The sequence below is a fragment of the Curtobacterium sp. PhB137 genome, from assembly GCF_003814955.1.
GTDB lineage: Bacteria > Actinomycetota > Actinomycetes > Actinomycetales > Microbacteriaceae > Curtobacterium.
Genome location: NZ_RKQO01000005.1, coordinates 561,921 through 586,277, shown reverse-complemented (window position 1 = coordinate 586,277; position 24,357 = coordinate 561,921). Strand labels below are relative to the sequence as shown.

The 24,357-nt window shown below is 73.3% G+C and carries 23 protein-coding genes and 1 tRNA gene; 10 read left to right on the top strand and 14 right to left on the bottom strand.

Going from position 1 to position 24,357, the window contains the following annotated elements; translation table 11 throughout:
* Positions 1-33 precede the first annotated feature (33 nt).
* On the bottom strand, positions 34-240 hold the full coding sequence (locus EDF28_RS09395) for a hypothetical protein (protein ID WP_123938055.1): 207 nt from the start codon (positions 238-240) through the stop codon (positions 34-36).
* Positions 241-432: 192 nt separating this feature from the next.
* Between EDF28_RS09395 and EDF28_RS09390 the strand changes: the two genes are divergently transcribed.
* Positions 433-504, top strand: a tRNA-Gly gene (locus EDF28_RS09390).
* A gap of 274 nt (positions 505-778) precedes the next feature.
* Here EDF28_RS09390 and EDF28_RS09385 read toward each other — a convergent pair.
* The 3 genes from EDF28_RS09385 to EDF28_RS09375 are packed head-to-tail and all read right to left on the bottom strand — an operon-like array spanning position 779 to position 2,465.
* On the bottom strand, positions 779-1,048 hold the full coding sequence (locus EDF28_RS09385) for a DUF6510 family protein (RefSeq protein ID WP_123938054.1): 270 nt from the start codon (positions 1,046-1,048) through the stop codon (positions 779-781).
* Positions 1,048-1,875 (bottom strand): ferredoxin reductase, encoded by an 828-nt coding sequence (locus EDF28_RS09380; protein ID WP_260154794.1) that lies wholly within the window; start codon positions 1,873-1,875, stop codon positions 1,048-1,050. The genes EDF28_RS09385 and EDF28_RS09380 overlap by 1 nt, the downstream gene beginning before the upstream one ends.
* Positions 1,872-2,465, bottom strand: a complete 594-nt coding sequence (locus EDF28_RS09375; RefSeq protein WP_123938053.1) for a molybdopterin-dependent oxidoreductase — start codon at positions 2,463-2,465, stop codon at positions 1,872-1,874. The genes EDF28_RS09380 and EDF28_RS09375 overlap by 4 nt, the downstream gene beginning before the upstream one ends.
* Positions 2,466-2,620: 155 nt before the next feature.
* Between EDF28_RS09375 and EDF28_RS09370 the strand changes: the two genes are divergently transcribed.
* The 8 genes from EDF28_RS09370 (at position 2,621) to EDF28_RS09335 (ending at position 11,773) form a co-directional block, all read left to right on the top strand.
* The gene (locus EDF28_RS09370; RefSeq protein WP_123938052.1) at positions 2,621-4,222 is read left to right on the top strand and encodes an ABC transporter substrate-binding protein; all 1,602 of its coding nucleotides are present in this window, start codon (positions 2,621-2,623) and stop codon (positions 4,220-4,222) included.
* On the top strand, positions 4,219-5,247 hold the full coding sequence (locus EDF28_RS09365; protein ID WP_123938051.1) for an ABC transporter permease: 1,029 nt from the start codon (positions 4,219-4,221) through the stop codon (positions 5,245-5,247). The genes EDF28_RS09370 and EDF28_RS09365 overlap by 4 nt, the downstream gene beginning before the upstream one ends.
* Positions 5,244-6,128 (top strand): ABC transporter permease, encoded by an 885-nt coding sequence (locus EDF28_RS09360; RefSeq protein ID WP_123938050.1) that lies wholly within the window; start codon positions 5,244-5,246, stop codon positions 6,126-6,128. The genes EDF28_RS09365 and EDF28_RS09360 overlap by 4 nt, the downstream gene beginning before the upstream one ends.
* Positions 6,125-7,906, top strand: coding sequence for an ABC transporter ATP-binding protein (locus EDF28_RS09355; protein WP_123938049.1), 1,782 nt, complete (start codon positions 6,125-6,127; stop codon positions 7,904-7,906). Before EDF28_RS09360 ends, EDF28_RS09355 begins: the two co-directional genes overlap by 4 nt.
* Positions 7,903-9,972: a CocE/NonD family hydrolase gene (locus EDF28_RS09350; RefSeq protein ID WP_123938048.1), complete on the top strand. Its 2,070-nt coding sequence runs from the start codon at positions 7,903-7,905 to the stop codon at positions 9,970-9,972. The genes EDF28_RS09355 and EDF28_RS09350 overlap by 4 nt, the downstream gene beginning before the upstream one ends.
* Positions 9,969-10,673 carry a TetR/AcrR family transcriptional regulator gene (locus tag EDF28_RS09345; RefSeq protein ID WP_260154793.1) on the top strand — a complete coding sequence of 235 codons (705 nt, stop codon included), beginning with the start codon at positions 9,969-9,971 and terminating at the stop codon, positions 10,671-10,673. Before EDF28_RS09350 ends, EDF28_RS09345 begins: the two co-directional genes overlap by 4 nt.
* Positions 10,674-10,702: 29 nt before the next feature.
* Positions 10,703-11,116 carry an SIP domain-containing protein gene (locus EDF28_RS09340; protein ID WP_123292793.1) on the top strand — a complete coding sequence of 138 codons (414 nt, stop codon included), beginning with the start codon at positions 10,703-10,705 and terminating at the stop codon, positions 11,114-11,116.
* A gap of 156 nt (positions 11,117-11,272) precedes the next feature.
* Entirely contained in the window at positions 11,273-11,773 is a 501-nt protein-coding gene (locus EDF28_RS09335) for a Dps family protein (protein WP_111084072.1), read from the top strand.
* A gap of 215 nt (positions 11,774-11,988) precedes the next feature.
* Here EDF28_RS09335 and EDF28_RS09330 read toward each other — a convergent pair whose 3' ends face one another.
* The 5 genes from EDF28_RS09330 to EDF28_RS09310 form a co-directional block, all read right to left on the bottom strand.
* Complete coding sequence (locus tag EDF28_RS09330) at positions 11,989-12,651, bottom strand: response regulator transcription factor (protein ID WP_123938047.1); 663 nt, start codon at positions 12,649-12,651, stop codon at positions 11,989-11,991.
* Positions 12,648-13,865 carry a sensor histidine kinase gene (locus EDF28_RS09325; RefSeq protein WP_123938046.1) on the bottom strand — a complete coding sequence of 406 codons (1,218 nt, stop codon included), beginning with the start codon at positions 13,863-13,865 and terminating at the stop codon, positions 12,648-12,650. Before EDF28_RS09325 ends, EDF28_RS09330 begins: the two co-directional genes overlap by 4 nt.
* Positions 13,862-14,620, bottom strand: a complete 759-nt coding sequence (locus EDF28_RS09320) for a DedA family protein (RefSeq protein ID WP_123938045.1) — start codon at positions 14,618-14,620, stop codon at positions 13,862-13,864. Before EDF28_RS09320 ends, EDF28_RS09325 begins: the two co-directional genes overlap by 4 nt.
* A 93-nt stretch (positions 14,621-14,713) precedes the next feature.
* Entirely contained in the window at positions 14,714-16,249 is a 1,536-nt protein-coding gene (gene rfaE2 / locus EDF28_RS09315) for a D-glycero-beta-D-manno-heptose 1-phosphate adenylyltransferase (protein WP_221182552.1), read from the bottom strand.
* Positions 16,246-17,661 carry an aldehyde dehydrogenase gene (locus EDF28_RS09310; protein ID WP_123938044.1) on the bottom strand — a complete coding sequence of 472 codons (1,416 nt, stop codon included), beginning with the start codon at positions 17,659-17,661 and terminating at the stop codon, positions 16,246-16,248. The genes rfaE2 and EDF28_RS09310 overlap by 4 nt, the downstream gene beginning before the upstream one ends.
* 145 nt (positions 17,662-17,806) lie before the next feature.
* Between EDF28_RS09310 and EDF28_RS09305 the strand changes: the two genes are divergently transcribed.
* A complete protein-coding gene (locus EDF28_RS09305; protein WP_123938043.1) occupies positions 17,807-18,904 on the top strand; it encodes a glycosyltransferase family 9 protein in 1,098 nt (365 codons plus the stop codon).
* 281 nt (positions 18,905-19,185) lie between these two features.
* Here the strand turns inward: EDF28_RS09305 and EDF28_RS09300 are convergent, their stop codons facing one another.
* The 5 genes from EDF28_RS09300 to EDF28_RS09280 are packed head-to-tail and all read right to left on the bottom strand — an operon-like array spanning position 19,186 to position 24,353.
* Positions 19,186-19,890, bottom strand: coding sequence for an SDR family oxidoreductase (locus EDF28_RS09300; protein ID WP_123938042.1), 705 nt, complete (start codon positions 19,888-19,890; stop codon positions 19,186-19,188).
* Between the two features lie 35 nt (positions 19,891-19,925).
* The gene (locus EDF28_RS09295) at positions 19,926-21,323 is read right to left on the bottom strand and encodes a PfkB family carbohydrate kinase (RefSeq protein WP_123938124.1); all 1,398 of its coding nucleotides are present in this window, start codon (positions 21,321-21,323) and stop codon (positions 19,926-19,928) included.
* Between the two features lie 44 nt (positions 21,324-21,367).
* Positions 21,368-21,988 carry an SIS domain-containing protein gene (locus EDF28_RS09290; protein ID WP_123938041.1) on the bottom strand — a complete coding sequence of 207 codons (621 nt, stop codon included), beginning with the start codon at positions 21,986-21,988 and terminating at the stop codon, positions 21,368-21,370.
* Positions 21,985-23,343, bottom strand: coding sequence for a glycosyltransferase (locus EDF28_RS09285; protein ID WP_123938040.1), 1,359 nt, complete (start codon positions 23,341-23,343; stop codon positions 21,985-21,987). The genes EDF28_RS09290 and EDF28_RS09285 overlap by 4 nt, the downstream gene beginning before the upstream one ends.
* The gene (locus EDF28_RS09280) at positions 23,340-24,353 is read right to left on the bottom strand and encodes a glycosyltransferase (protein WP_123938039.1); all 1,014 of its coding nucleotides are present in this window, start codon (positions 24,351-24,353) and stop codon (positions 23,340-23,342) included. The genes EDF28_RS09285 and EDF28_RS09280 overlap by 4 nt, the downstream gene beginning before the upstream one ends.
* Between the last annotated feature and the right edge of the window lie 4 nt (positions 24,354-24,357).

Genomic DNA, 24,357 nt, shown 5'->3' with positions numbered 1-24,357 from the left:
CGGACGGGCACCCGGCCCACCGCCGAGCGCGGCTCAGACCGGGCGGTAGATCGCGATCGGGGGCGCCTGGTCGTCACCGTCGTCGTGCGCGTCGCCGGTGGCGAGCCAGGTCCGCCCCTCGTGCTCGATCGTGGTCGGCAGGTCGCCGTGCACCAGGATGCGGATGGCGGGGGCGTCGCCGTCGATCAGGTCGACGCCGTGGGCCTCGGTCCCGCCCGGGTTGTCGTGCACGTAGCTCATGCTCCGATCGAACTCCTCGGTGCCTGATGACCGTGCCTGATGACCGTGCCTGATGACCGCGCCTGACGACCGCGTCGGGCCGCGCCGGGCCGCGCCTCGCGACACCGGACACGCCCGGATCTGCCGCAGAACACGTCCGTGGGCCCGGGATCGGGTACAGTCGACTCCGCACGGCCCACACGGCGTGCGAATGCGGATGTGGCGCAGTGGTAGCGCATCACCTTGCCAAGGTGAGGGTCGCGAGTTCGAATCTCGTCATCCGCTCGGACGGAACAGGACCCCCGGGGTTGCTCACAGAGCAGCACCGGGGGTTCTGTCGTTCCCGGGCGCCGTGAGCGGGCGCATCCGGGGGCGCAGGCTTCGGGTACCCGCGCCCGCCGGACGCAGAGGCCGCACTGCCCCGAGCGGAGACGCCGGGTGGGTGGCCCAGCGATGTCCCGAAGAGTCATCCGGAGCATCGTCGCGGTCGGATTGGACCCCAGTTCGGGGCGTGCGGAAAGCCGCAAGAACTCCGCACGACATGCGGTCGGCGATTGCGCTAGCCGCGATCCTCGGGTATGGGGATCAGCGTGGCACGGGTACCGGGGAGGCTGATCCAGCGCGCGGAGCCGGCCTCGACCACCGTGACGAGCACGGTGTCGCACGTCCGGCACCGTGCGACGGAGCCCATCGCCGAGCAGTACACGGCGGTGCGTGCGACCGATCCGCGGGACCCGCACCCCGCACAACACAGCACCGCCACGGTCGGCTCCGGACCGAGCACCTCGGACAGGACCCCCGCGAGCGCGTTGCCATCGACGACCGTCATCAACTGCCCCCGAACCGTTCGGCACGGACGTCGGTGGTGTCGTGTCCGAGGTCGGCGAGCCAGCGGAGCACCTGCTCGACGAAGGGCGTCGAGCCGCACACGTAGACGAGCGCCCCGGCGTCGGGTGGGAAGACCGCGGCGGCGAGCGCATCGCGGGTCAGCCGTCCCGCGGGCACGGCGGACCCGGGCGGAGCGATCCGGCTGTACACGGTGGTCACCTCGAGCGGAGCGTCGGAAGCGACGGCCCGGTCGAGTTCGGCGCGGAAGAAGACGTCGTCGGGGGTCCGGACGGCGACGAGCAACCGGAACGGTGCGGGGTCCCCGGCCTCGGCGTGCGCGGTGACCATGGCGACGAGCGGCACGATCCCCGAGCCGCCGGCGATCAGCTGCACCGGACGGTCGGACGCGCCGGGGCGCCACACGAACCAGCCGCCGAGCGGCCCGTGCACCTCGAGCGCGTCGCCGGCCTCGACCGCGTCGACCAGGAACGGGGACACCTCGCCACCCTCGACGCGGTCGACGGCGAGGACGACGTCGGTCCGGTCACCCGCCGAGGCGATCGAGTAGGAGCGGGATGCCTGGTAGCCGTCCTCGGCCGTGAGTCGCAGGTCCAGGTGCTGGCCCGGGTCGTTCCCCGGCCACGTCGGGACGTCCAGGACGACCCGACGGGCGTTCGGGGTCTCGCGTTCCACCGAGGCGACCGTCGCGGGGTGCCAGGCCGGCCGTCTGCGGGGCGCGGGCCGGGTGGCGGGCGCGATCCGGGCCTCCAGGTCGGTGGACGGATCCGTGGACACGTCGGTGGACACGTCGGTGTCGGGAACCGTCACCAGTACCGCTCTTCCTTCCACGGGTCGCCGTGCAGGTTGTAGCCCGCGTTCTCCCAGAAGCCCGGTTCGTCGTCCGCCTGCATGACGATCCCGCTCACCCACTTCGCGCTCTTCCAGAAGTACAGGTGCGGGACCAGCAGGCGCGCCGGACCGCCGTGTTCGGGCTCGAGCGGTTCACCGTCGGCCTCGAACGCGATCCACGCCTTGCCGTCCAACAGCTCGTCGAGCGGCACGTTCGTCGTGTACCCGCCGGTGCTGTGCACCATGCAGTAGTCGAGCGACGTCTCGACGTCCTCGAACAGGCGGTCGAGGGGGACGCCGCGCCAGGGCATGTCGAGCTTGGTCCAGTGGGTGACGCAGTGGATGTCGACGGTGACGTCCTCGACGCCGAGCGCGTGCACCTCGTCCCACGTCCAGGTGTGCAGACCGTTCTCGGTGCGGATCGAGAAGACCCACGACGCCGGATCGACGTCGGGCGTGGCACCGGCCGACAGGACCGGCCAGTCGCGCACCAGGGTCTGGCCGGGCGGGATGCGGGTGTCGTCGCGGTCGGCTCGACGGCCACCGAACCCCCTGGTGAACGTCGCCATGATCCTCCTCGGACGGGATGGTCCGATCATGCTCCGTGCCGGCGGCGCCCGTGTAACGAGTTCGTAAACACTCGGACGGACGAGGAGCAGGAGTTGGGGGATCGCCGGTCTCCCTCTATCGTTCACCGGAACGATTACAGGAGGGGCCACCCCGAATGCAGCCCATCGTCCCCGAACCCCGGAACGCCCGCGGCCCGAGCCGCCGAGCGCTCCTCACCGGCGCCGCCGGTCTGGCCGGCCTCGGCCTGCTCACCCTGACGGGGTGCAGCTCCGGCGCGAACGCCGGCACGCCCACCATCCCCGAAGCGGCGGCCACCGGCGTCGCCCGACGCGGCGGTCGCCTGCGCATCGCGCGTCCGGCCGCCTCGGCCGCCGAGACCCTCGACTCCGCCAGCTCCCTGTCGGCGTACGAGTACCTCGGCGCGCTCTACAACCGGCTCGTCAAGCTCGACGAGCAGGGCACCACCGTGCCCGACCTCGCCGAGGAGTGGTCCGCGAACGCCGACGGCACCGAGTGGACGTTCTCGCTCCGCCGTGGCGTCACCTTCCACGACGGCAGCCGCTTCACCGCGGACGACGCCATCGCGAGCATCCGGCACATCCTCGACGAGAAGACCGGCAGCCCGCAGGCCGGGGTCCTCGGCGAGGTGATGGACGCCGACTCCATGCGTGCGACCGACCCGTACACGCTGCGGTTCTCGCTGACCAAGCCGAACGCCGAGTTCCCGTCGCTGCTCACCGCGTACCAGTGCTACATCGTGCCGGCGGCCGCGATCGCCGACATCGGCCGCACCGGGATCGGGACGGGTCCGTTCCGGCTCTCCGCGTTCACCCCCGCCGGTGCCGGCAGTGTCGAGGCGTTCGACGGCCACTTCGCCGGGCGTCCCGCGCTGGACGGCATCGACTTCTACTCGATCCAGGACACCACCGCCCGGGTGAACGCGCTCCTCGCCGGCCAGATCGACCTGATCTCGCAGACGAACCTGGACTTCGCGACCGCTCGGGTGGTGTCCGCGTCCGACCGCGCCACCGTCGCCCGGTCGAAGAACGCCCAGTGGTACACGATCCCGATGCTCGCCACGAGCGACGAGTTCAGCGACCCGCGGGTCCGCCAGGCGATGAAGCTCGCCTACGACCCGCAGCAGATCGTCGACACCGCCCTGCAGGGCACCGGCTCGCCCGGGTGGGACAACCCCGTCCCGCCGCAGCTCGCCGCGTTCGTCGACGACCACCGCGAGTACGACCCGGACAAGGCGAAGGCACTGCTCAAGCAGGCCGGTCACGAGGGGTTCCGGACCTCGATCTACACGTCGAGCTACGAGTCGGTCTTCACGCCGATGGCGGTCGCCTACCGCGACGCCGTCGCCGACGCGGGCATCCGCCTGACCGTCCGCAACGCGAGCTCGGACTCGTACTACACGCAGATCTGGATGCAGAAGCCGCTCATGGTGAGCTACTGGTTCACCGGCCGGCCGATCGACCAGCTGCTCAACCAGATCTTCCGCACGGGCTCGTCCTACAACGAGAGCGCGTGGTCGAACGAGACCTTCGACGGCCTGCTCGACGATGCCCGCGCCGAGATGGACGACGCGAAGCGGCTGACGCTCTACCAGGACGCCCAGCGGCTCGTGGTCGAGGACGGGGCCGACATGACCCCGATGTTCGGCGACCGGCTCGTGGGGTTGTCCCGCGACGTCGTGAACTACTCGGAGTACGGCTTCGAGTTCGACTACCTCCGGATCGGACTGCGCCGATGACGACCAAGAACACCGCGTCGGACGTCCTCGTCCCCGTCCTCCGCCGGGTCGGCATCGCCGTGCTCACGGTCGTGCTCGCCTCGCTCTTCGTGTTCCTGGCCGTGCAGGCACTGCCCGGCGACGTCGCGCAGCAGCTCCTCGGCCAGAACGCCACCCCGGATGCCGTCAAGCAGCTGCGCGAGACGCTCGGTCTCGACCAGAACGTCTGGCTCCGCTACCTGCAGTGGCTCGGCGGTGCGGTGCACGGCGACTTCGGCACCTCGCTCGTCAGCGGTGAACCCGTCGCCCCGACACTGTTCACGGCCTTCCGCAACAGCATGCTCATCGCCGTCCCCGCGATGCTCGTCGGCGTCACGGTCTCCCTGACGCTCGGCGTCCTCGCCGGGGTCCGTCGGGGTCGCCCGTCCGACAAGGTGATCTCGATCGTCAGCCTCGTCGTGATGAGCGTGCCCGAGTTCATGGTCGCGACCGTGCTCGTGCTGCTCTTCGCGATCGGCCTGCCGGTCTTCCCCGCCGTCGTGCTGCGGGGGAGCGACGCCACGGTCGGCGAACTCCTGCCGACGATCTGGCTGCCGATCATCGTGCTCACCCTGGCGATGGCCGCCTACATCGTGCGCACCGCCCGCTCCTCGACCATCGACGTGATGGCGTCAGAGTTCGTCACCACGGCGGAGCTCAAGGGCCTGACGATGCGCCGCGTGGTCTGGAAGCACGGGGTGCCGAGCGCGCTGCTGCCCACGCTGAATGTCGTCGCGCTCAACGTCGCCTGGCTGCTCGGCGGTGTCGTCGTCGTCGAGAACGTCTTCAACTACCCGGGCATGGGCAAGCTCATGCTCGAGTCGGTCTTCAATCGCGACCTGCCGACGATCGAGGCGATCGCGCTCCTGAGCGCCGTGATCTACGTCGTCTGCAACCTCGCCGCCGACCTCGTGGCGCTCGCCCTCGACCCGAAGCTGCGGACCCGCCAGCGGCGACCGCGCACGCGCACCCGCACGACGCGCAGCACCAGGAAGGCCGCCGCATGACCGCCACCGCCACCCGCCGCCCCGGACGCGTCGTCCTCGCCAGGGCCCTCGCGCCCCTGCGCGGCTCGACGGCGCTGAGCATCGGCCTCGGCCTCATCGCCCTGCACGTCGTGCTCGCCCTGCTCGCACCGCTCATCGCCGGGTACGACCCGGTGGCCACGAACGCCGGCGACGTCCTCGCCGGCCCGACCTGGACGCACTGGCTCGGCACCGACCAGTACGGCCGTGACGTGCTGTCGCGGACGCTCAACGGCGGCCGGTACGCCCTGCTCGTGACCTTCCTGGCCACGACGATCGCCGTCGCGGTCGGCACGGTGCTCGGTTGCATCACGGCGTACGCGGACAACTGGTTCGACGAGGCCGTCATGCGCGTCGTCGACGCCCTGCTCAGCGTGCCGTCGATCCTCGCCCTGCTCGTCGTCGTCACGGTCTTCGACGCCGGGCTCTGGGTGATCGTCCTCGCCGTCACCGTCGTCTACGCGCCCGCCGTGACCCGCGTCGTCCGTGGTGCCGCCCGCACCGTCATCACGCAGGACTACGTGACGGCCGCCCGGGCCCGGGGTGAACGCGCGCTGTCGATCGTGTTCCGCGAGATCCTGCCGAACGTCCTCGACGTGGTGCTCGTCGAGTTCGCCATGCGGGCCTCGTGGATCGTGCTGCTCGTCGCGTCGCTGTCCTTCCTCGGCTTCGGCGCCAACCCACCGACGCCGGACTGGGGGCTGATGGTGCAGGAGAACCGCACCGCGCTGACCGTGGTGCCGCTCGGCACGCTCGCACCGATCGTCGCCCTGGCGACCCTGGTGATCGGGCTCAACCTCGCCGCCGACGGCCTGAGCAAGTCGCTCGGCGTCGACCGCGCCACGAAGGGAGTGAGCGCATGACGCACACCGACACCGCACCGGCCGCACCGGCGACCGCGACGGACCCCATCGTCCGCGTCGACGACCTCGCGATCTCCTACGCGGCCGGCAAGCGCCTGGTCCCCGTGGTGCGCGGCGTCTCCTTCGCGATCCCCGCCGGGCGCACCCTCGGCCTCGTCGGGGAGTCCGGCAGCGGCAAGTCCACCGTCGCCCGGACCCTGCTCGCGCACCTCCGGGCGGGCTCGACCATCGTCGGCGGCTCGGTCCGCGTCGCCGGCGACGACGTCTTCGCGCTGTCACCGTCCGGCCGCCGCGAGCTCCGCGGCGGCGTCGCCTCCGTCGTCGCGCAGAACGCCGGCCAGGCGCTCACCCCGTCGATGCGCGTCGGCGAGCAGATCCGCGAGGCCCTGCGCGCCCACCGCGAACCCGACGGCCCCGAGCGCGTCGCCGAGCTGGTCCGGTTGGTCCGGCTGCCAGACCCCGACGCGATCGTCCGCCGCTACCCGCACCAGCTCTCCGGCGGGCAGCAGCAGCGCATCGCGATCGCGATGGCCGTCGCCGCACGCCCGCGGGTGCTCGTGCTCGACGAGCCCACGACGGCGCTCGACGTCGTCACCCAGGCCGCCGTCCTCGACCTGATCGCGGACCTCGGCCGGCAGCTGGGCATGGCCGTCCTGCTCGTCAGCCACGACCTCGGGGTCGTGTCGGCGATGGCGGACGAGATCGCCGTCATGCGCGACGGCGAGATCGTCGAGCACGCCGCCACGGCGGCGCTCTTCGCCGCCCCGCAGCACGAGTACACGCGTGCCCTGCTGGCCGCGGTGCCGGACGGGCGACGGCCGGGAGGATCGGGGCACGTGCCCGAGACGGCGACCGTCTCGTCGACGGTCGCCTCCACGGCCGGCCGAACCGTTCCTCCCGAACCGCTCGTCCGTCCCGTGGTGACCGCCGAGGACCTGGTGATCCGCTACGGACGCGGCCTGCCGGCCGCCGTCGACGGCGTCTCCTTCACGATCGCACCGCGTGAGACGCTCGCGGTCGTGGGGGAGTCCGGAAGTGGCAAGTCGACGCTCGCGACCGCCCTCGCCGGCCTGGTGCCGGCCGAGTCGGGCACGTTCTCGTTCGACGACGGGACCGTGAGCGGCGACCTGCGCGAGCCGATCGCCGGACGGTCCCCGGACCTTCGTCGTGCGGTGCAGCTCGTGTTCCAGAACGCCGACACGTCGCTCAACCCGCGGCGCACCGTGGGCGCGGCGATCGGGCGACCGCTCAAGCTGTTCACGGGCACGTCCTCGCGGCAGCGCGTCGGCGAGCTGCTCACCCAGGTCGGCCTCGGCCCGGAGTTCGCCGAGCGGCTGCCGGCACAGCTCTCCGGCGGGCAGCGGCAGCGCGTCGGCATCGCCCGGGCCCTCGCCGCCGAGCCGCGCCTGGTCATCGCCGACGAGATCACCACCGCACTCGACGTGCAGGTGCAGGCCGGGATCCTCGCGCTCCTCGCCGACCTGCAGCGCTCGCGCGGGCTCAGTTGCCTGTTCATCAGCCACGACCTGGCCGTCGTCCGCGGCGTCGCCGACCGGGTCGCCGTGATGACCGGCGGCCGGATCGTCGAGATCGGACCGACCGAGCGGGTCTTCACCGGCCCGAACCACCCGTACACGTCGACGCTGCTCGCCGCGACGCTCGAACCGGGCAGCACCGAGCTGCCCGACGTCGGCGACGGGGTGCCGCGCTGGCGGCACACCGAGGGCTGGACCGACCACGGCGACGGACACCTGACCCGGAACTGGGAGGACGCATGAGCCGCGATCGCTCGGTGTCCGCCGACGCTTCGACCCTCACCGCCATCGGCGCGCCGGACTCGCTGCCGGACGGCGTGACCGTCCGCGACGAGTGGATCCCGATGCCCGACGGCGTCCGACTGCACACCCGGATCTGGTCGCCGGCGTCGCCCGACGGTCCGGTGCCGGTGCTGCTCGAGTACCTGCCGTACCGGCTCGACGACTGGACCGCGCCCCGCGACTCGGAACGGCACCCCTGGTACGCCCAGCACGGGTACGCCTCGGTCCGGGTCGACATCCGGGGCAGCGGCTCGTCGGACGGGTTCTTCGACGACGAGTACAGCGAGCAGGAGCTCCGCGACGGAGAGGCCGTGATCGCCTGGCTCGCCGAGCAGGAGTGGTCCACCGGCGCCGTCGGCATGTTCGGCATCTCGTGGGGCGGGTTCAACGCCCTGCAGCTGGCAGCGCGGGCGCCCGCTGCCCTCAAGGCCATCGTCACGGTGTGTTCGACCGACGACCGGTACGACAACGACGTGCACTACGTCGGCGGAGCGGTGCTCGGCATCGACATGGCGGCGTGGGGCGCGACGATGTTCGCGTTCAACTCGCGGCCGCCGCGGCCCGAGGTCGTCGGCACGGACTGGGTCGACCGGTGGCGCGAGCGGCTGGAGTCGAACCGCCCGATGACGCCGGTGTGGCTCGCGCACCAGGAACGCGACGACTACTGGCGGCACGGCAGCGCCGCCGAGGACTACGACAACATCGGTGCAGCGGTCCTCGCCGTCGGCGGCTGGGCGGACCCGTACCGCGACGCCGTGCTCCGACTGGTGTCGAACGTGCAGTCCCCGGTCAAGGGCATCGTCGGACCGTGGTCGCACCAGTACCCGGACCGCGGCCTCGCACCCGGACCGTCGATCGGGTTCCTGCAGGAGACGCTGCGCTGGTGGGACCGCTGGCTCCGCGGGATCGACACCGGCGTGGAGGCGGACCCCGCACTCCGCGCCTGGATCAACGAGGGCGAAGCACCGGCGACGTACTACGCGTCGCGACGAGGCCGGTGGGTCGGCGCCGAGGCGTGGCCGTCGGCTGCGACGCACCGGCGCGCGCTGCCGCTCGCGACGCTGCGCGGCGGCGAGGACGGGCCGGTCGTCGTCCGGTCGCCGCAGCACACCGGCGCCGACGCCGGACGGTTCTTCCCGTTCGGCAACGCGACCGACCTGCCACCGGACCAGCGTGCCGAGGACGGCCGCTCCGTCTGCTTCGACCTGCCCGTCGGCCGGGCGTTCGACCTGCTCGGCAACGCGCTCGTCACCCTGTCGGTCACGAGCGACCAGCCCCGCGCCACCCTGACGGTGCGCTTGTGCGACGTCGCGCCGGACGGCTCGTCGACCCTCGTGACGCGCGGGGTGCTCAACGCGGCGAAGCGGGACGGCATGGACCGGAACGACCCGCTGGTCCCCGGTGAGCCGGCGTCGCTGCCCGTGCAGCTCGTCGCGACCGGTCACCGGTTCGCCGCCGGGCACCGCCTGCGGATCGCGGTGTCGTCGTCCTACTGGCCCTGGGTCTGGCCGCACGGCACCGAGGCCACCCTCACGATCGACCCGACGGCGTCCGAGGTGTGCCTGCCCGTCTGGACGCGCGACACCGACGACGACGTGCGCTTCGACGAGCCCGAGCGGTCGACGCCGCTCGCGATCGAGCGCGTGGCACCGACCGAGCAGCTGCCCCAGCGCACCGTCACGCACGACGTCGAGACGGGGGAGTGGACCCTCGACGTCGACCCCGGGTACGGCGGTGGGCGGGTCTACCCCGACGGGCTCGTGTTCAGCGAGGACGCCCGCGAGACGTACCGCATCCGGTCGGACGATCCGAACTCGGCCGTGGCGTCGTCGCGTTGGGCGATCGGCCTGGAGAAGCCGGACTGGTCGGCACGGCTCGAGACGTCCTCCGAGGTCACCGCCGACGCCGAGGCCTTCCACGTCGTGAACACCGTGCGGGCCTGGGCCCGTGACGGCGGCGCGGACGTCCCCGAGGTGCTGGTCACCGAGCAGGCCTTCGTCGACGACGTCCCGAGGACCTCGGCGTGACCGGGGCAGCGGGGGCTGCACCGGGCGCGGCAGCGGACGCCGCAGCGGGTGCGGCGCCGCGCGTCCGGCAGCGTCCCGCGGTCCGGCGCGCGATGATCGTCGCGGCCGCCCGTGCCGTCATCGTCCGCAACGGCGTCGGGGCGACGGGCCTGCGGGACATCGCCGCCGAGGCCGGAGTGTCCGTCGGCACCGTGACCTACCACTTCGGCAGCGTGGCGGAGATCCTCAACGAGGTCGTCGTGCTCGAGACGGAGCGCTTCTACGGGGCGATCGTCATCGCCGTCGACGCCGAGTCCGACCCTGTCGAGGCGCTGCGGATGCTCGTCGCGCCGCTGTTCGGCGACACCGAACAGGTCCGGCAGCACTGGCGGATCTGGTCCGACTACTGGACCGCGGTCGCCCGCCGGCCCGAGGTGGCCGCCGAGTACGCCGAACGGATCCGCGTCTGGGAGGCCTGCCTGGTCCGGGTGATCCGCCGCGGTGCCGACGCCGGCACGTTCCCGGGCGGCGCCGGACCGATCGAGCCGGACACCGTGGCCCTCAAGCTCGCGGCCTACAGCGACGGTGTCGCGACGCAGATCGCGCAGGGCGTCCCGGGGCTCACGAACACCGTCGCGCTGTCGTGGATGTGGACCTTCCTGGCGCACGAACTCGGTGTGCCGGCTGTGGAGATCGCCGGAACCGGCCAGCAGCCCTTGTGATGAGGTAAGGCTTGCCTTACCGTTGCAGCATGGCACGGACCCGGCGACAGCCCAGCGAACGCATCCTCATCGCCGGCGGCGTCGAGGACCTGCCGGAGATCCGCCGTCAGCTCGAAGACCTGCCGGAGAACGCGTACGGACAGGTCTTCGTCGAGGTCGCCCTCGACGAGCAGATCCGCATCCTGCCCGCGCCGCCCCGCGTGACCGTGACGTGGCTGGTCCGCAGCGCCCGCACCTCGGCGGTGTCGCCGCTCGTCTTCGCCGACCACGGCGAGGCCCTCGCGCACGCCCTGACCGGCTGGGCGGCCGAGTGGTGCGTCGCCGACTGCGAGCCGCGCACGAGCGTCTGGATCGGGTGCACCGACAGCCCCTGGGTCGAGCGGGCGCGTTCCGCCGTCCAGATCGAGCTGAGCGACGCCGGCTTCGACACGCTCGTCGGCTGACCGCTGCCGGCTGGCGGCTGCTCGCCGCCGGTAAGGGCAGCCTCCGCTTCCTTGCGGCATACAAGAGAAGCGGGCATGGTTGTGTCCATCGGCAGCACCGAACTGGTCAGGACAGGCCCAGCGATCCGGTGTAACCACGACGCAGGAGGTTCAGACATGACCACGACTACCACCAGCACCACGACCACCACGTCCCCGTTCTCGACGACGCCGGAGCTCGCCGCCGGAGTGGCACAGTTCCTCGCCCCCGTCGTGATCGACCTCGAGGCACTCGTCGTCAACGGCAAGCAGGCGCACTGGCACGTCCGCGGCCGCAACTTCGTCGGTGTGCACGAGCTCCTCGACGACATCGTCGAGCACGCCCAGGCCTACGCCGACACCGCCGCGGAGCGCATCGTCGCCCTCGGCCTGCCGGTCGACTCGCGCATCGCGACCGTCGCCGCCAACACGACGCTGCCGCCGCTGTCGCAGGGCTTCCAGAACTCCGACGTCACCATCACCGAGGTCATCGCCCAGATCGACGCGGCCCTGCTGCAGGTCCGTCGCGCCGTCGAGGGTCTCGACGAGGTCGACCTCAACAGCCAGGACGTCGTCATCGAGATCGAGCGCGGTCTCACGAAGGACCGTTGGTTCCTGCAGGCGCACCTCGCCGCCTGAGTCGCGACCAACCCCTGACGGGAGGCCCGATGCCAGCTGGCACCGGGCCTCCCGTCTGTCTGTCGTCGCGTCTGCCCACCGCGACCCGCGTCGACCCCGTGCGCGGCTGGGCGACACGCCGCTGGCGCGACGCCGAGGTTCCACGGACCGACGTTTCGGCGCGTGAGATATGCAGATTTCGGAACCTCGGGGGACGTGAGCGGCGCGGCGGCGCGTCAGGCGGACGGGCGGACCAGACCGGCCTCGTACGCCAGCACCACGGCGTGTACCCGGTCGCGCAACTGCAACTTCGCCAGCACCCGCCCCACGTGGGTCTTGACGGTCTGCTCCGCGATGAACAGGTCACTCGCGATCTCGCCGTTCGACCGCCCGCGCGCCATGAGCAGGAACACGTCGCGCTCCCGGTCGGTCAGGACGTCGAGCACCTCGGTGCGCGGAGCGGCGGTGACCGGTCCGGCGACGAACGCCTCGACCAAGTGCCGGGTCACGCGCGGCGCGAGCAGTGCCTCGCCCGCGGCCACCGTGCGCACCGCCGCGACGAGCTCGTCGGCGCTCGCGTCCTTGAGCAGGAAGCCGCTCGCCCCGGCCCGCAGGGCGTCGAACACGTAGTCGTCGATGTCGAACGTCGTCAGCATGACCACGCGGACGGGTCGGTCCGTCGGCGCCGCCGTGATCCGTCGGGTCGCCTCGATCCCGTCGAGTTCCGGCATCCGGACGTCCATCAGGATCACGTCCGGCTGCAGCCGGATCGCCGCGACCACCGCCTCGGCACCGTTCGCGGCCTCGCCCACGACCTCGACGTCGTCCTGGGCCTGGAGGATCGCCCGCAGTCCCATGCGGAACATCTGCTGGTCATCCACCACCATCACCCGCGTCATCGGCTTCCCCCGTCGGCCGCCGGTACGCGGACGGGCAGGGTCACCACGACCGTGAAGCCGCCGTCCGCCACGGGGCCGTGGTCGATCGTGCCGTCGAGCGCCGTCACCCGCTCGCGCATCCCGGCCAGGCCGAAGCCACCGTCGTCGGGTGGTGCGGTCGGCACGGTGCCAGCGGGTGGAGCGGTGTTGGCAACCTCGACCCGGAGACGCGAGCCGTGCCTCCTGACCGTCACGACGGTGGACGCGCCGGGAGCGTGCCGGGCGACGTTGCCGAGCGCCTCCTGCACGACCCGGTAGACGGTGAGCTGTGCGAGCCGGTCGACGTCGTCGGCGACGTCGACGTCGAGCTCCACCGGCATGCCGGCAGCGCGCGTGGCCTGCACGAGCGCGGGCACGTCGGCGAGGTCCGGCTGCGGCGCGCGCTCGGCGGCGGTGTCCCCGCGCAGGGTGCCGAGCAGCTGGCGCATCTCGCGCAGCGCCGTGCGCGAGGTCTCGGCGATCGCGGCGAACTCGGCGCGGGCCTCCTGCGGCAGGTCGGTCACCCGGTACGGGGCCGACTCCGCCTGCATGTGCACGACGGACATGCTGTGCGCGACGACGTCGTGCAGCTCGCGGGCGATCCGGGAGCGCTCCTCGACGGTGCGGCGCCGGGCCTGCTCGAGCTCGGCGTCGCGGCGGGCGGCGACGAGCTCCTGGCGGATGCTGCGGCGCTGCCCGATGACGACGGCGGCCGCGGCGACCAGGAGCGTGTCGCCGGCGGACACGACGAAGCTCGTCGCCCACACGGCGGGCTGGTCCCAGCGGCCCGGCGTCACCGCGACGAGCAGCAGGGGGAGCACGGCGGCGACGGCCCACACGATCGCGGTCAGCCGCCAGGTCGAGCGGACCCCGAGCACGACGAGCAGGACGCTCAGGCCGATGATGCCGGTGACCGGGATCGGCCACGGGCTCGTCTCGACCGGGGCGGTGAGCAGGCCGAGCGCGACGAGACCGACGAGGTGGGCGGCGGCTGCGGTTCGGGGGACGAACGGGGCGATGCCGATGCTGACCGCGAGCACCGCCGACACGAGCAGGGAGAGCGGGACGGCGACGGCGTAGTAGACCGAGGTCACCGGGGCGGCGACGCTGAACAGGGACACCACCGCGACCACGAGTGCGATCCGGGTCGCCAGCGGCAGCCAGGTCGGTCGCGGGCGGAGCAGGGCGGTGGTCACGGTCGGACGATCTCTCCGGTGGGGACGATGCGGGGTGTGGCGGACGGGGCGTGCGTGACGGGTGCTGTGCTCGCGGTCGGCACGTCGGTCGCGGACACGTCGGTCGTGGGCACGCCGGTCGTGGGGACGATCGCGGCGGCCGCTCGGGCGGCACGGGTGTCGCGCCTGCGGCTGATGCTACCGATCACCCGGTCGACCGCGATGCCGAGGCCGCCCGCGACCACCATCGACACCAGGGCGGCGACGAGCGGCTCGTGCAGCACCTGCGACGCGGCCAGGGCGATCCCGACCGAGGTCGCGGACCACGCCGTCCCGGCGATCGCGCTGATGGCGAGGAAGCGACGGTACGGCAGCCGGGTCGCGCCGGCGGTCATGTTCACCGCGACCCGGCCGACGGGGATGTAGCGGCCGACCAGGATCAGGCTCGCGGACCGGCGCTGCATCTGCCGTTCGGCGAACGCGAACGCCGCGGCGATCCGCGGCCGTCGGGACTGCGCCAGGCGGGCGAGTCCGATCCGACGGCCGATCCAGTACGCCACCGAGTCACCCGCGATCGCCCCCACCGCGGCGGCCACCAGGACCCCGGCCAGGACGGGCTGGCCGGACGTCGCGGCGATGGCGGCGACGGCTACGAGCGCGGACTCGCTCGGGACCGGTGGGAAGAAGCCGTCGACGAAGCACAGGGCGACGAGCAAGACGTAGACGAGCGGACTCGCGGCCAACTCGACGACGAACGGGGTGATCTGGTCGAACACGGCGACGCTCCCTCCGCCGACGGACCTCGTCGACGGGTTCGACGCTACGGAGCGCCGGGAGCGCTGCCATCCCGCCGGGGTCTCGACGACCCCCTACTGCGGTATGACCTTTCCGTCGGTGGTCCCCTCGGGGTCGGTCGCGGCTGCGGTCGCTGCCGACGCTGCGGCGGCTTCGCGGATGCGCCGGACCACGGCCGTCGTGGAGTGCTCGGGGACGTAGTCGACCATGACCACCTCGCCGCCGTACCCGCGGACGACCGCCGTCTCGCGGAGCATCTCGGGCGAGTAGTCACCGCCCTTGACGTAGACCTCGGGGCGCAGCCGTTCGATGAGCGGGATCGGGGTGTCGGTCGCGAACACCGTCACCAGGTCGACGCAGGCCAGGGCGGCGATCACCCCGGCGCGGTCCTCGGCCGGGTTGATCGGGCGTTCCGGGCCCTTCAGCCGTCGCACCGAGTCGTCGTCGTTCAGCGCCACGACGAGCAGGTCACCGAGGTCCCGGGCCTGGCGCAGGTACGTCGTGTGCCCACGGTGCACGACGTCGAAGCAGCCGTTCGTGAACACCACGCGCCGACCGGCCTGGCGGGCCCGTTCGACGGCGGCCGCGAGTTCGTCGTGGTCGACGACGGTCGCGGCCGGCGCCGACACCGAGTCGAGCAGCGCGGCGGCGCTGCACACCGAGGTACCGGCCTCGCGGACGACCACGTCGGCGGCGGCCTGCGCCACGGACACGGCGTCGCGGACGGACGCGTCGACCGCGAGCGCCACCGTCGCGGCGGCGCAGAACGTGTCCCCGGCGCCGGACGCCTGCTGTTCCGAGGCCGGCACCGCGCGGGTGCGGAACCCCTCGTCCGTGTCGGGCTCGAGCAGCACGGTGCCGTCGCGGTCGAGCGTGACGACGGCCGCGCGGGCTCCGGTCCGGGCGAGGACGTCGGCCCGCGCGCCCAGGACGGCGGCCACCCGGTCGGCCCCGGTTCCGAGGTCGCGTCCGAGCAGTGCTGCGGCCTCTCCGGCGTTCGGCGTGACGAGGTCGGGTCGCAACGACGCCCAGCGGGGCAGGTCGTGCGCGTCGACGACGATGGACCCGGGGCGGTCGCGGTCGAGCACCGGGACGACGTCCTCGGCTCGGACGCCGAGTCCGTAGTCGCAGACGACCGCGGCGTCGGCGCACCGGACGGCTCGGGCGACGGCACGCCCCAGCCGTTCGTTGTGGTCAGCGGTCGGCGTACCAGCCAGGTCGTCGACCCGGACCACGACCCGGTCGCCACCGACCACGCGGGACTTCGTGGTGGTGCGCGCACCTGCGATCTCGACCAGGAACGCGGTGTCAACGCCCGCGGTCTCGAGCCGTTCGCGCAGGACGTCGCCGGCCTCGTCGTCGCCGATGAGTCCGACGAGCCGGACCCGGGCGCCGAGCGCGCGGGCGTTCACCGCGGTGTTCGCGGCACCACCGGGCACCGCGATGGTCTCGGTGACCCGGACGACGGGTGCCGGTGCCTCGCGCGAGACCCGCTCGGCCTCGCCCACGGTCCACCGGTCGAGGATGCAGTCGCCGATCACGACGACGAGCGGTTCGCGGTCGTCGATCGTGGCGACCAGGTCGCGGACGAGCCGGACGTCGACGCTCACCGTGTGCCGCCCGCGGTGCGTGCGGGTGCGGGCTCGAGGTGCACGACCGTGGTGGTGGTCATCTCGTCGAGCAGGTGCGGGCCGTACCCGAAACCCGCTCCGGAGGCACCTCGCGGCTGGGCACTGCCGCCCGGCGCACCACCGAACACCGCGTTGACCTTGACGGTGCCGACCGGCAGCTCCGCGGCGGCGCGCAGGGCGTGACCGGTGTCGTTCGTCAGGACGGTGGCGGCCAGGCCGTACCGGTCGGCGGCGGCGAGCCGGAGGCCCTCGTCGAAGTCGTCGACGACGCGGACGGGCGCGATCGGACCGAAGGTCTCCTCGGTCATCACGAGCATGTCGTCGGTGCACCCGGTGAGCACGGTCGCCGGGTAGAACGACCCGGCGCCGTCCGGGGTGAGCCCACCGGTCCGTGCCGAGGCACCGCGCTGCAGGGCGTCGTCGACGTGGGACTGCACGGTGCTGCGCAGCCGGTCGTCGACCAACGGGCCGTAGGTCGTCGCGGGTGCGGCGGTGCGGCGCTCCGCCTCGGCCACGAGGGCGGCGACGAAGGGCCCGGCGACGTCACGGTGCACGTAGACGCGCTCGACGCTGGTGCAGATCTGCCCGGTGTTCGCGAACGCGCCGAGCGCCACCTGGGCGGCCGCCCACACCGGGTCGACGTCGGCATCGACGACGACCGCGTCGTTCCCGCCGTTCTCACGGACCACGTGGGCACGCGTCGCGACGGCGACCTCGGACAGCCGGTCACCGGTCGCGGTGGACCCGACGTGCGCGTACACGTCGATGCCCTCCTGGGCGAGCAACAACTCGCCGGTGGACCGGTCCCCGTCCACGCCGACGAGCACGCCGTCGGGCAGGACCTCAGCGAGCAGGGCGTTCAGGCGCGCGATGGTGGCGGGGGACCGCTCGCTGCCCTTGTGCACCACGGTGTTGCCGGTGACGATCGCGGCACCGAGGATGCCGCAGGCCACGGCGACCGGGTCGTTCCACGGCGTCAGGGCGAGCACGACGCCGCGGGGGTGCGGGACGGCCCAGTCGGCGGCCCCGAACTGCCCGCGCAGCGCCTCGCCGCGGTGCACCGGTCCGAGCTCGGCGTACTGCACGAGCGTCCCGACGCCGGCCTCGACCCCACCGAGTGCGTCACCCGGCACCTTGCCGGTCTCGCGGGTGTTCAGGTCGGCGAGTTCCTGGGCGTGTGCGCGCACGTGCTCGGCCGCCGCGTGTAGAAGCGCCCCGCGCTCGGCCGGGGCGGTGCGCGCCCAGGGGCCCGCAGCTGCCCGGGCGCGGGCGACCGCATCGCGGACGTCGGCTTCGGAGGCACGGGGCACGGTCGACGCGACCGTCCCGTCGACGGGGTCGGTCACCACCAGGTCCGTGGCGGCGTCGGCAGCAGCAGGTGCGATCGTCATGGTGTCCTTCCGGAGGGCGGGCGGGGGTCAGACGGTGCTCGGACACCGCTGTGTGCCGACTCGACTCCGCGCTTCGTGTCCATCGGTGGCTGTCCGCCGCCCGGTGCTGGACGTCCCACCGGGATCCGACCGGTAGACGAGAGGCGTGCAGCAGATCGGTGTGGGCGGAGAACGGTTCGACGGCGTGACCGAGATCGCGGTGCTCCGCGGCGGGGGCCTCGGCGACCTGATGTTCGCCGTGCCGGCCCTCGAGGCCCTCGCCGCTGCCTACCCGGACGCGCGCACCACGCTCCTCGGCACGCCCGCCGCGGCAGCGGTCCTGGGCGGCCGGACCGACGCCGTGCACGCCTTCGAGGAACTCCCGCTCGCACAGGGTGTCCGCGATACCGGCGACGACGCTCCTGATGCCGAGGACTTCTTCGCGCGGCTGTCCGGCCGGTTCGACCTCACGGTGCAGCTGCACGGTGGGGGTCGCAACTCGAACCCGTTCCTGCTCCGCCTCGGCGCCCGGCACACCGTCGGCACCGCGACCGAGGACGCCGAGGTCCTCGAGCGCTGGGTGCGCTACGTCTACTACCAGCACGAGGTCCTGCGTGCCCTCGAGGTCGTGTCGCTCGCGGGGGCCGCCCCCGTCACGCTCGACCCGCGGGTGCGCGTGTCCGACGACGAGCGGGCAGCGGTCCGCGAGCGGCTCGGCGTCGCCGGGGACGGCACCCGGCTCCTGGCGATCCACCCCGGAGCGACCGACCCGCGCCGGCGCTGGAGCCCCTCGCGCTTCGCCGAGGTCGCCCGTGTCCGGCTCGCCGCCGGGGACGACGTGGTGCTCGTCGGCGACGCGTCCGACGTGCCGGCGTCGACCGCCATCGTCGAGGCGCTGCCCGCCGACCTCGCCGGACGCGTGCACGACCTGACCGCCGCCGTGCCGCTCCGCGAGCTCCCCGCCGTGCTCGCCGCCGCCGATGTCATGGTCGGCGACGACTCCGGCCCGCGGCACCTGGCGGTCGCCGTCGGGACGCCCACCGTCGGCGTGTTCTGGTTCGGCAACGTCGTCAATGCCGGACCGTTCGACCGCGGGCGCCACCGCGTGCACCTGTCCTACGTCACGAGCTGCCCGGTCTGCGGGGTCGACGTCACGCAGGTGGGGTGGACGGCCGAGCGCTGCGCGCACGACCCGTCCTACGTCGACGAGGTCGACCCGCGACTGGTCCTCGACGACGTCGCCGACCTGCTCCGCACCGTCTGACCGCGGCGCTCTGGTCCCGCCCGGTTCTGGAAAGCGACAGTCTGCCGCGACAGTTCCGCGCGGAACTGTCGCGATCGCGGCAGGGACGGACCGGCGCCGCGGAGATCTGTCGCTTCGGCGGGGTGGTCCGGTCCACCGCTGGACGGGAGGCACGGTGCCAACCCGGCACGTGCCTCCCGTCCGCCCCGTGGCGACGACCAACGCGCGGTGCGAGGTTGACCACTCCGTGCGGGTTTCCGTCCCAGCACGGAGTGATCAACCTCGCACCAGGCAGCGAGCGTCTACGGCCAGCTCGGCTCCGTCGCGGGCATGATCGACAGCTCCCGGATCTCGCAGCCGGCCGGCTGCGACAGCGCGAAGAGGATCGCGTTCGCGACGTACTCGGGCTCGATGAGCTGCGCGTCCGGACCCGGCTTGTACTGCTCGGTGCGGTCGGCGAAGAAGTTCGTGCGCATGCCGGCCGGGATCACGTTGGTGACACCGATGCGGCCGGCGGTCTCGGCGGCCAGGGCCTGCGAGAAGCCGCGGACGCCGAACTTCGAGGCCGAGTAGGCGGTGCCGTCGCCGACGCCGCGCAGGGCGAGCGAGGACGAGATCGTGACCACACGTCCGTGCGCTGCCTCGAGGGCGGGCAGTGCGGCGCGGACGACCGAGGCGGTGCCGATGAGGTTGACCGCGACGATCTTCTCCCAGTTGCCGGAGGAGATCGCGTCGATCGGTGCGGGAGTGTCGATCCCCGCGGCGGTCACGACCGCGTCGAGTCCGTCGTGACGCTCGGCCGCCTGGCGGACCGCCTGCTCGACCGCGTCGGTGTCCGACACGTCGACGGCCACGGCGTCGATGCCCTCGGACACCGCGTCGACGCGCAGGTCGAGGACGATCGGGGTGCCGCCGGCCTCGACGACCGCGGCGACGACCGCCGCGCCGAGTCCGGAGGTGCCGCCGGTGACGAGGACGCGACCGATGGGGGTGGTGGGGACGGGCATGGACTTCCTTCCGTAGGGGCGTGGATCCGTCGGGCTCAGCCGACGTGTTCGAGGGCCGTGGCCAGGCGGGTCGTCGAGCGGCCGGGGTGGAACGGGACGGTGACGACGTGTCCGCCCCACTCGGCGAGGGTCGCGGCCTCGGGCAGCTCGCTCGCGGTGTAGTCGCCGCCCTTCGCCCAGACGTCCGGGCGGAACCGGCGGAGTGCTTCGTCGGGGGTGTGCTCGTCGAACACCACGACGGCGTCGACGCAGTCCAGGGCGAGCAGCAGTTCGACGCGGTCGTCCTGGGTCATGATCGGCCGGTCCGGACCCTTGAGCGCGCGGACCGAGGTGTCCGAGTTGAGGCACACGACCAGGCAGTCGCCGAGTGCCCGCGCCGCCGACAGAGTGCGGGCGTGCCCGGCGTGCAGCAGGTCGAAGCAGCCGCCGGTCGCGACGACGGTGCCGCCGGCGCTCCGGACCTCGTGCACGGTGCGCAGCGCGTCGCGGTCGGCTCCCGGTACCCGCAGCGGCGTGGGGCCGTCGTCGGCGAAGAGCGAGGTGACGCCGCCGGCAGCCAGGTACTCGGAGGCCGCGACCACGCCGGCGGCGACGGCGTCGGGGACGTCCGCTCCACCGGCCAGTGCGACGGCGACACCGGCCGCCAACCGGTCGCCGGCGCCGCACGGGTCGCCGGCGGTGACGGAGGGTGCCGGCACGAAGCGGCTGTCCGAACGGTCGTCGGCGAGGAGTGCTCCGCGGTCGCCGAGCGTCACCGCGACGGCGCCGACGCCCCACTGCTCGACGAGGGCCGCCGCGGCCACGGTCGCGAAGGGCACGGTCGCGAGGGGCACGGTCGCGAGGGGCGCGCCGTGGCCGTCGACGTCGGTGAACCGGCGGGCCTCGGCGGCGTTGGGGGTGGCCACGGTGATGCCGGGCACGGGTGCGGCGCCCTTCGGGTGCGGGTCCCAGACCACGGGGGTGTGCTCGGCGACGCGTGCGAGGGCCTCCCGCAGCGCCGGAGCCGCGGCGACCCCGCGACCGTAGTCGGCGACCACGATCGCGTCGGCGTCGTCGAGGGCGGCCGTCATGGCGTCGGTGGCCTCGGGCACGGGCGGGGTCGCACAGCCCTCGTCGATGCGGACCAGCGCGTGGTCGACGACGCGCACGCGGGTCTTCACCGGCGTCGGGGCACCGGAGGGACCGGCGACCACGGTGACGTCGGGGAGCAGGTCGCGGAGCTCCTGCGCACGACTGTCGTCGCCCAGGACGGTGACCAGGGTGACGTCGTGTCCGTCGCGCACCAGCATCGTGGCGACGAGTCCGGCACCCCCGGCGCGGCGGTCGTCGGTCGTGACGTCGACGACGGGCACGGGTGCGTCCGGGCTGAGCCGATCGCTGGTGCCGGCCACGTCGACGTCGAGCAACGTGTCGCCGACGACGACGATCCGCAGGCGACGACGATCCGCAGGGTGCTGCGCGGCCGGTCGCTGCGGCGTCATCGCCGGACCCCGCGGCGCAGAGCGGGCTCCATCGCCCGGCACAGGGCGTGCACGAGCACGAGCTGCGCCTCCTGCACGTTGGCGGACTGCCCAGCGATGCAGATCGCGTCGTCCACGGCCTCGGCCAGGGGGTTCGGCCGGGGCCCGGTCATGGCGATCGTCCGGGCGCCGACGGCACGGGCGGCCTCCGCGGCGCGGAGCAGGTTCGGGCTCCTGCCGCTCGTCGACAGCAGCACGACGACGTCACCCGCCCGTGCGTGCGCCGACACCTGTCGGGCGAAGACCTGGTCGAAGCCGTAGTCGTTGCCGATCGCCGTGACGGCCGAGGTCTCCGCGTGCAGCGAGATCGCGGAGTAGGCGGGGCGGTCGCCGTCGAACCGTCCGGTGAGCTCCGAGGTCAGGTGCTGCGCCTCGGCGGCCGACCCGCCGTTCCCCGCGGCGAGCAGGCGGCGACCCGCGACGAGTCGGGCCGCGATGTCGTCGGCCCAGGCGGCGATGTGGTCGTGGTGGTCGACGAGCGAGGCGATCACGGGGACCGAGGCGGCAACGTGGTCGAGCACGATGCGTGCACTCGCGGTGGTGTGCTCGTCGATGCCGGGCTGCTGGTCGATGGTCATCGGGCGGTCCTCTCGGTCGGCTGTGCGGCACGCGGGACCCGTCCGGCGTGGGTGGCGGTGCGCTGCGGTGCACCCGCCGTGGCGGCGCGCTGCGGTGTGCCCGCCGTGGTGGTCGGTGCGGCCACGGCGACGGCACCGGCCAGCAGCCGCTCGTAGACGCGCTCGCTGTCCGCGGCCACCTTCTGCCACGTGTAGCGCGACTCCGCGCGTGCACGGCCAGCCCGCCCGAGGGATCCGCGGCGGTCCGGGTCGTCGAGCAGGGCGCCGACGGCAGCGGCGACCTCGGCCTCGTCGCGCGGCGGGACGTGCAGGCCCGTGCCGTCCTCGACGACGGTGTCGATGAGGCCACCGACACTCGACGCGACGACGGGTCGACCGCAGGCCATCGCCTCGAGCGGGACGATGCCGAACGGCTCGTACCAGGGTGCGCAGACCACGACGTCGGCGCTCCGGTACACGGCGGGCATCTCGTGCTGTCCCAGCTGTCCGCGGAAGGTCACGTGGTCACGGACCCCGAGCGACCGGGCGAGCGCGTCGAGCCGCTGGTACTCGGGGTCGTCCACCAGGTCGGCCCCGGCGACACCGGCACCGCCGACGACCACGAGTTCGACGTCGCGCCCCTCGGCGACCAGGGCGGCGAGTGCGGCGATGGTCGTGCCGACGCCCTTGCGCCGGACCAGCCGCGACACGGTGAGCACCCGCTGCGGACGGCCGCGCTCCTCGACGGGCCCGTCGGGGCGGAACAGCGCGACGTCGACACCGCACGGCACGACGGAGATGCGCTGCAGGGGGACGCCGAGGGCCTTCAGCTCGAAGGCCTCGTCGGAGCACGTCGCGACGACCTGGTCGGCGCTCCGTCCGACGGCCGGTTCGAGCCACTCGCGCTCGGCGGGACTCGTGTCGGCCGAGCCCTGGTGTCGACGCTTCACGACGCCGAGCGCGTGGAAGGTCTGCGCGACGGCGATGCGGGTGCCGCCGGTCCGGGCCTGCACCTGCGCGACGGCGTCGAGTGCCGCGTGCCCGGACATCCAGAAGTGGGCGTGCACGACGTCGGGTCGGTCCACGAACCACTCCGCGGCGAGCACCGACGCGAACGTCCCCATGAAGGGGAACAGCTCGTCCTTCGGCACGTGCCGCGCCGGACCGGCGTCGACGTGCACGACGTCGACCCCGGGTCGCAGCGGCACCCGGACCGGCGCGGATGCGTCGTCACGCCGGGTGTAGACGGTCACCTGGTGCCCGCGGTCCGCGAGCGCTCCGGACAGTTCGGCCACGTGGACGTTCTGTCCACCGGCGTCGACGCCGCCGAGCACGGCGAGCGGGCTCGCGTGCTCCGACACCATCGCGATCTTCATCGGAGGCTCCGCTCGAACGTGGCCGAAGTCGCGGCCGAGGCCACCCGGTCGCGCCGGGCACCGCGGGTCACGGCGTCGTCGAGCAGGTCGTCCCAGTCGGCGGTGAAGCGGCCGAGCGCGTGTCGTGCGAGCACGGCCTCCCGCGCCACGGCACCCCGTCGGCGCGCCTCGTCGGGGTCCTCGACGAGGATCCGGGAGGCCCGCACCAGCTCCTCGACGTCCGTCGCGATCGCGCCGGCCTCGCCCGGCACCGTGCGGGCCGCGTCCGTCGTCGCGAGCACCAGGACCGGCATCGCCAGGTGCATCGCCTCGAGGAGGGACAGGCCCAGCGAGGTCCACCGGTTCGGGTGGACGTACGCACGGCGTTCGGCGAGGGCCGCGTGCATCGGGTCGGAGGGCACGTCACCGCGGGCGACCACGGCGTCGCCGAAGCCGAGCTCCGGCAGCCGTTCGGTGCCCATGCCCCAGACGTCGACGGGTGCCACGGCCGCGAAGCGGGGGAGCAGGTCGGTGCCGACGACGCGGTCCCGGCGGACGGGCTCGTTGATGACGACGCCGAGGCGGTCGAGCGAGCCGGTGTAGCGCGGGCCGGGGTCGACGACGCCGTGTTCGACGACCGTGGTGCGCGTGGTGCCGCAGTCCCACATGAGTGCGTTCCAGTGCGTGACGTGCGCGATGGTCAGGTCGTCGCGGTCGCGGAACGGGTGCAGGCTGTTCGGCACGTCGACGCGGGGCGCGTTGTGCTCGACGAAGACGATCGGCACGTCGCGACCGGCGAGCAGGCGCTTCGCCGCGTCGAGTTCCTCGGTGCGTTGCAGGACGACCACGTCGACCTCGGCGTCGGCGACGTCGGCGGGGTCGATCTCGATCGCCGACGCCGGCCAGGCGCGCCCACCACGTCCCAGGCCCCAGGCGTCGCGCGCCGGCGTGGTGGGGATCAGGTACTCGTGCGGGCCGCGGACGAACGCGTCCATCCAGCCGCCGTGCACGTGCCAGACGAGGATGCGCATGCGG

Bases quoted from the DNA above. Each gene is read 5' to 3' on its own strand.
- EDF28_RS09395 (WP_123938055.1), bottom strand. From the start codon at position 240: ATGAGCTACGTGCACGACAACCCGGGCGGGACCGAGGCCCACGGCGTC.
- EDF28_RS09385 (WP_123938054.1), bottom strand. From the start codon at position 1,048: ATGACGGTCGTCGATGGCAACGCGCTCGCGGGGGTCCTGTCCGAGGTG.
- EDF28_RS09375 (WP_123938053.1), bottom strand. From the start codon at position 2,465: ATGGCGACGTTCACCAGGGGGTTCGGTGGCCGTCGAGCCGACCGCGAC.
- EDF28_RS09370 (WP_123938052.1), top strand. From the start codon at position 2,621: ATGCAGCCCATCGTCCCCGAACCCCGGAACGCCCGCGGCCCGAGCCGC.
- EDF28_RS09365 (WP_123938051.1), top strand. From the start codon at position 4,219: ATGACGACCAAGAACACCGCGTCGGACGTCCTCGTCCCCGTCCTCCGC.
- EDF28_RS09360 (WP_123938050.1), top strand. From the start codon at position 5,244: ATGACCGCCACCGCCACCCGCCGCCCCGGACGCGTCGTCCTCGCCAGG.
- EDF28_RS09355 (WP_123938049.1), top strand. From the start codon at position 6,125: ATGACGCACACCGACACCGCACCGGCCGCACCGGCGACCGCGACGGAC.
- EDF28_RS09350 (WP_123938048.1), top strand. From the start codon at position 7,903: ATGAGCCGCGATCGCTCGGTGTCCGCCGACGCTTCGACCCTCACCGCC.
- EDF28_RS09340 (WP_123292793.1), top strand. From the start codon at position 10,703: ATGGCACGGACCCGGCGACAGCCCAGCGAACGCATCCTCATCGCCGGC.
- EDF28_RS09335 (WP_111084072.1), top strand. From the start codon at position 11,273: ATGACCACGACTACCACCAGCACCACGACCACCACGTCCCCGTTCTCG.
- EDF28_RS09330 (WP_123938047.1), bottom strand. From the start codon at position 12,651: ATGACGCGGGTGATGGTGGTGGATGACCAGCAGATGTTCCGCATGGGA.
- EDF28_RS09310 (WP_123938044.1), bottom strand. From the start codon at position 17,661: ATGACGATCGCACCTGCTGCTGCCGACGCCGCCACGGACCTGGTGGTG.
- EDF28_RS09300 (WP_123938042.1), bottom strand. From the start codon at position 19,890: ATGCCCGTCCCCACCACCCCCATCGGTCGCGTCCTCGTCACCGGCGGC.
- EDF28_RS09290 (WP_123938041.1), bottom strand. From the start codon at position 21,988: ATGACCATCGACCAGCAGCCCGGCATCGACGAGCACACCACCGCGAGT.
- EDF28_RS09285 (WP_123938040.1), bottom strand. From the start codon at position 23,343: ATGAAGATCGCGATGGTGTCGGAGCACGCGAGCCCGCTCGCCGTGCTC.
- EDF28_RS09280 (WP_123938039.1), bottom strand. From the start codon at position 24,353: ATGCGCATCCTCGTCTGGCACGTGCACGGCGGCTGGATGGACGCGTTC.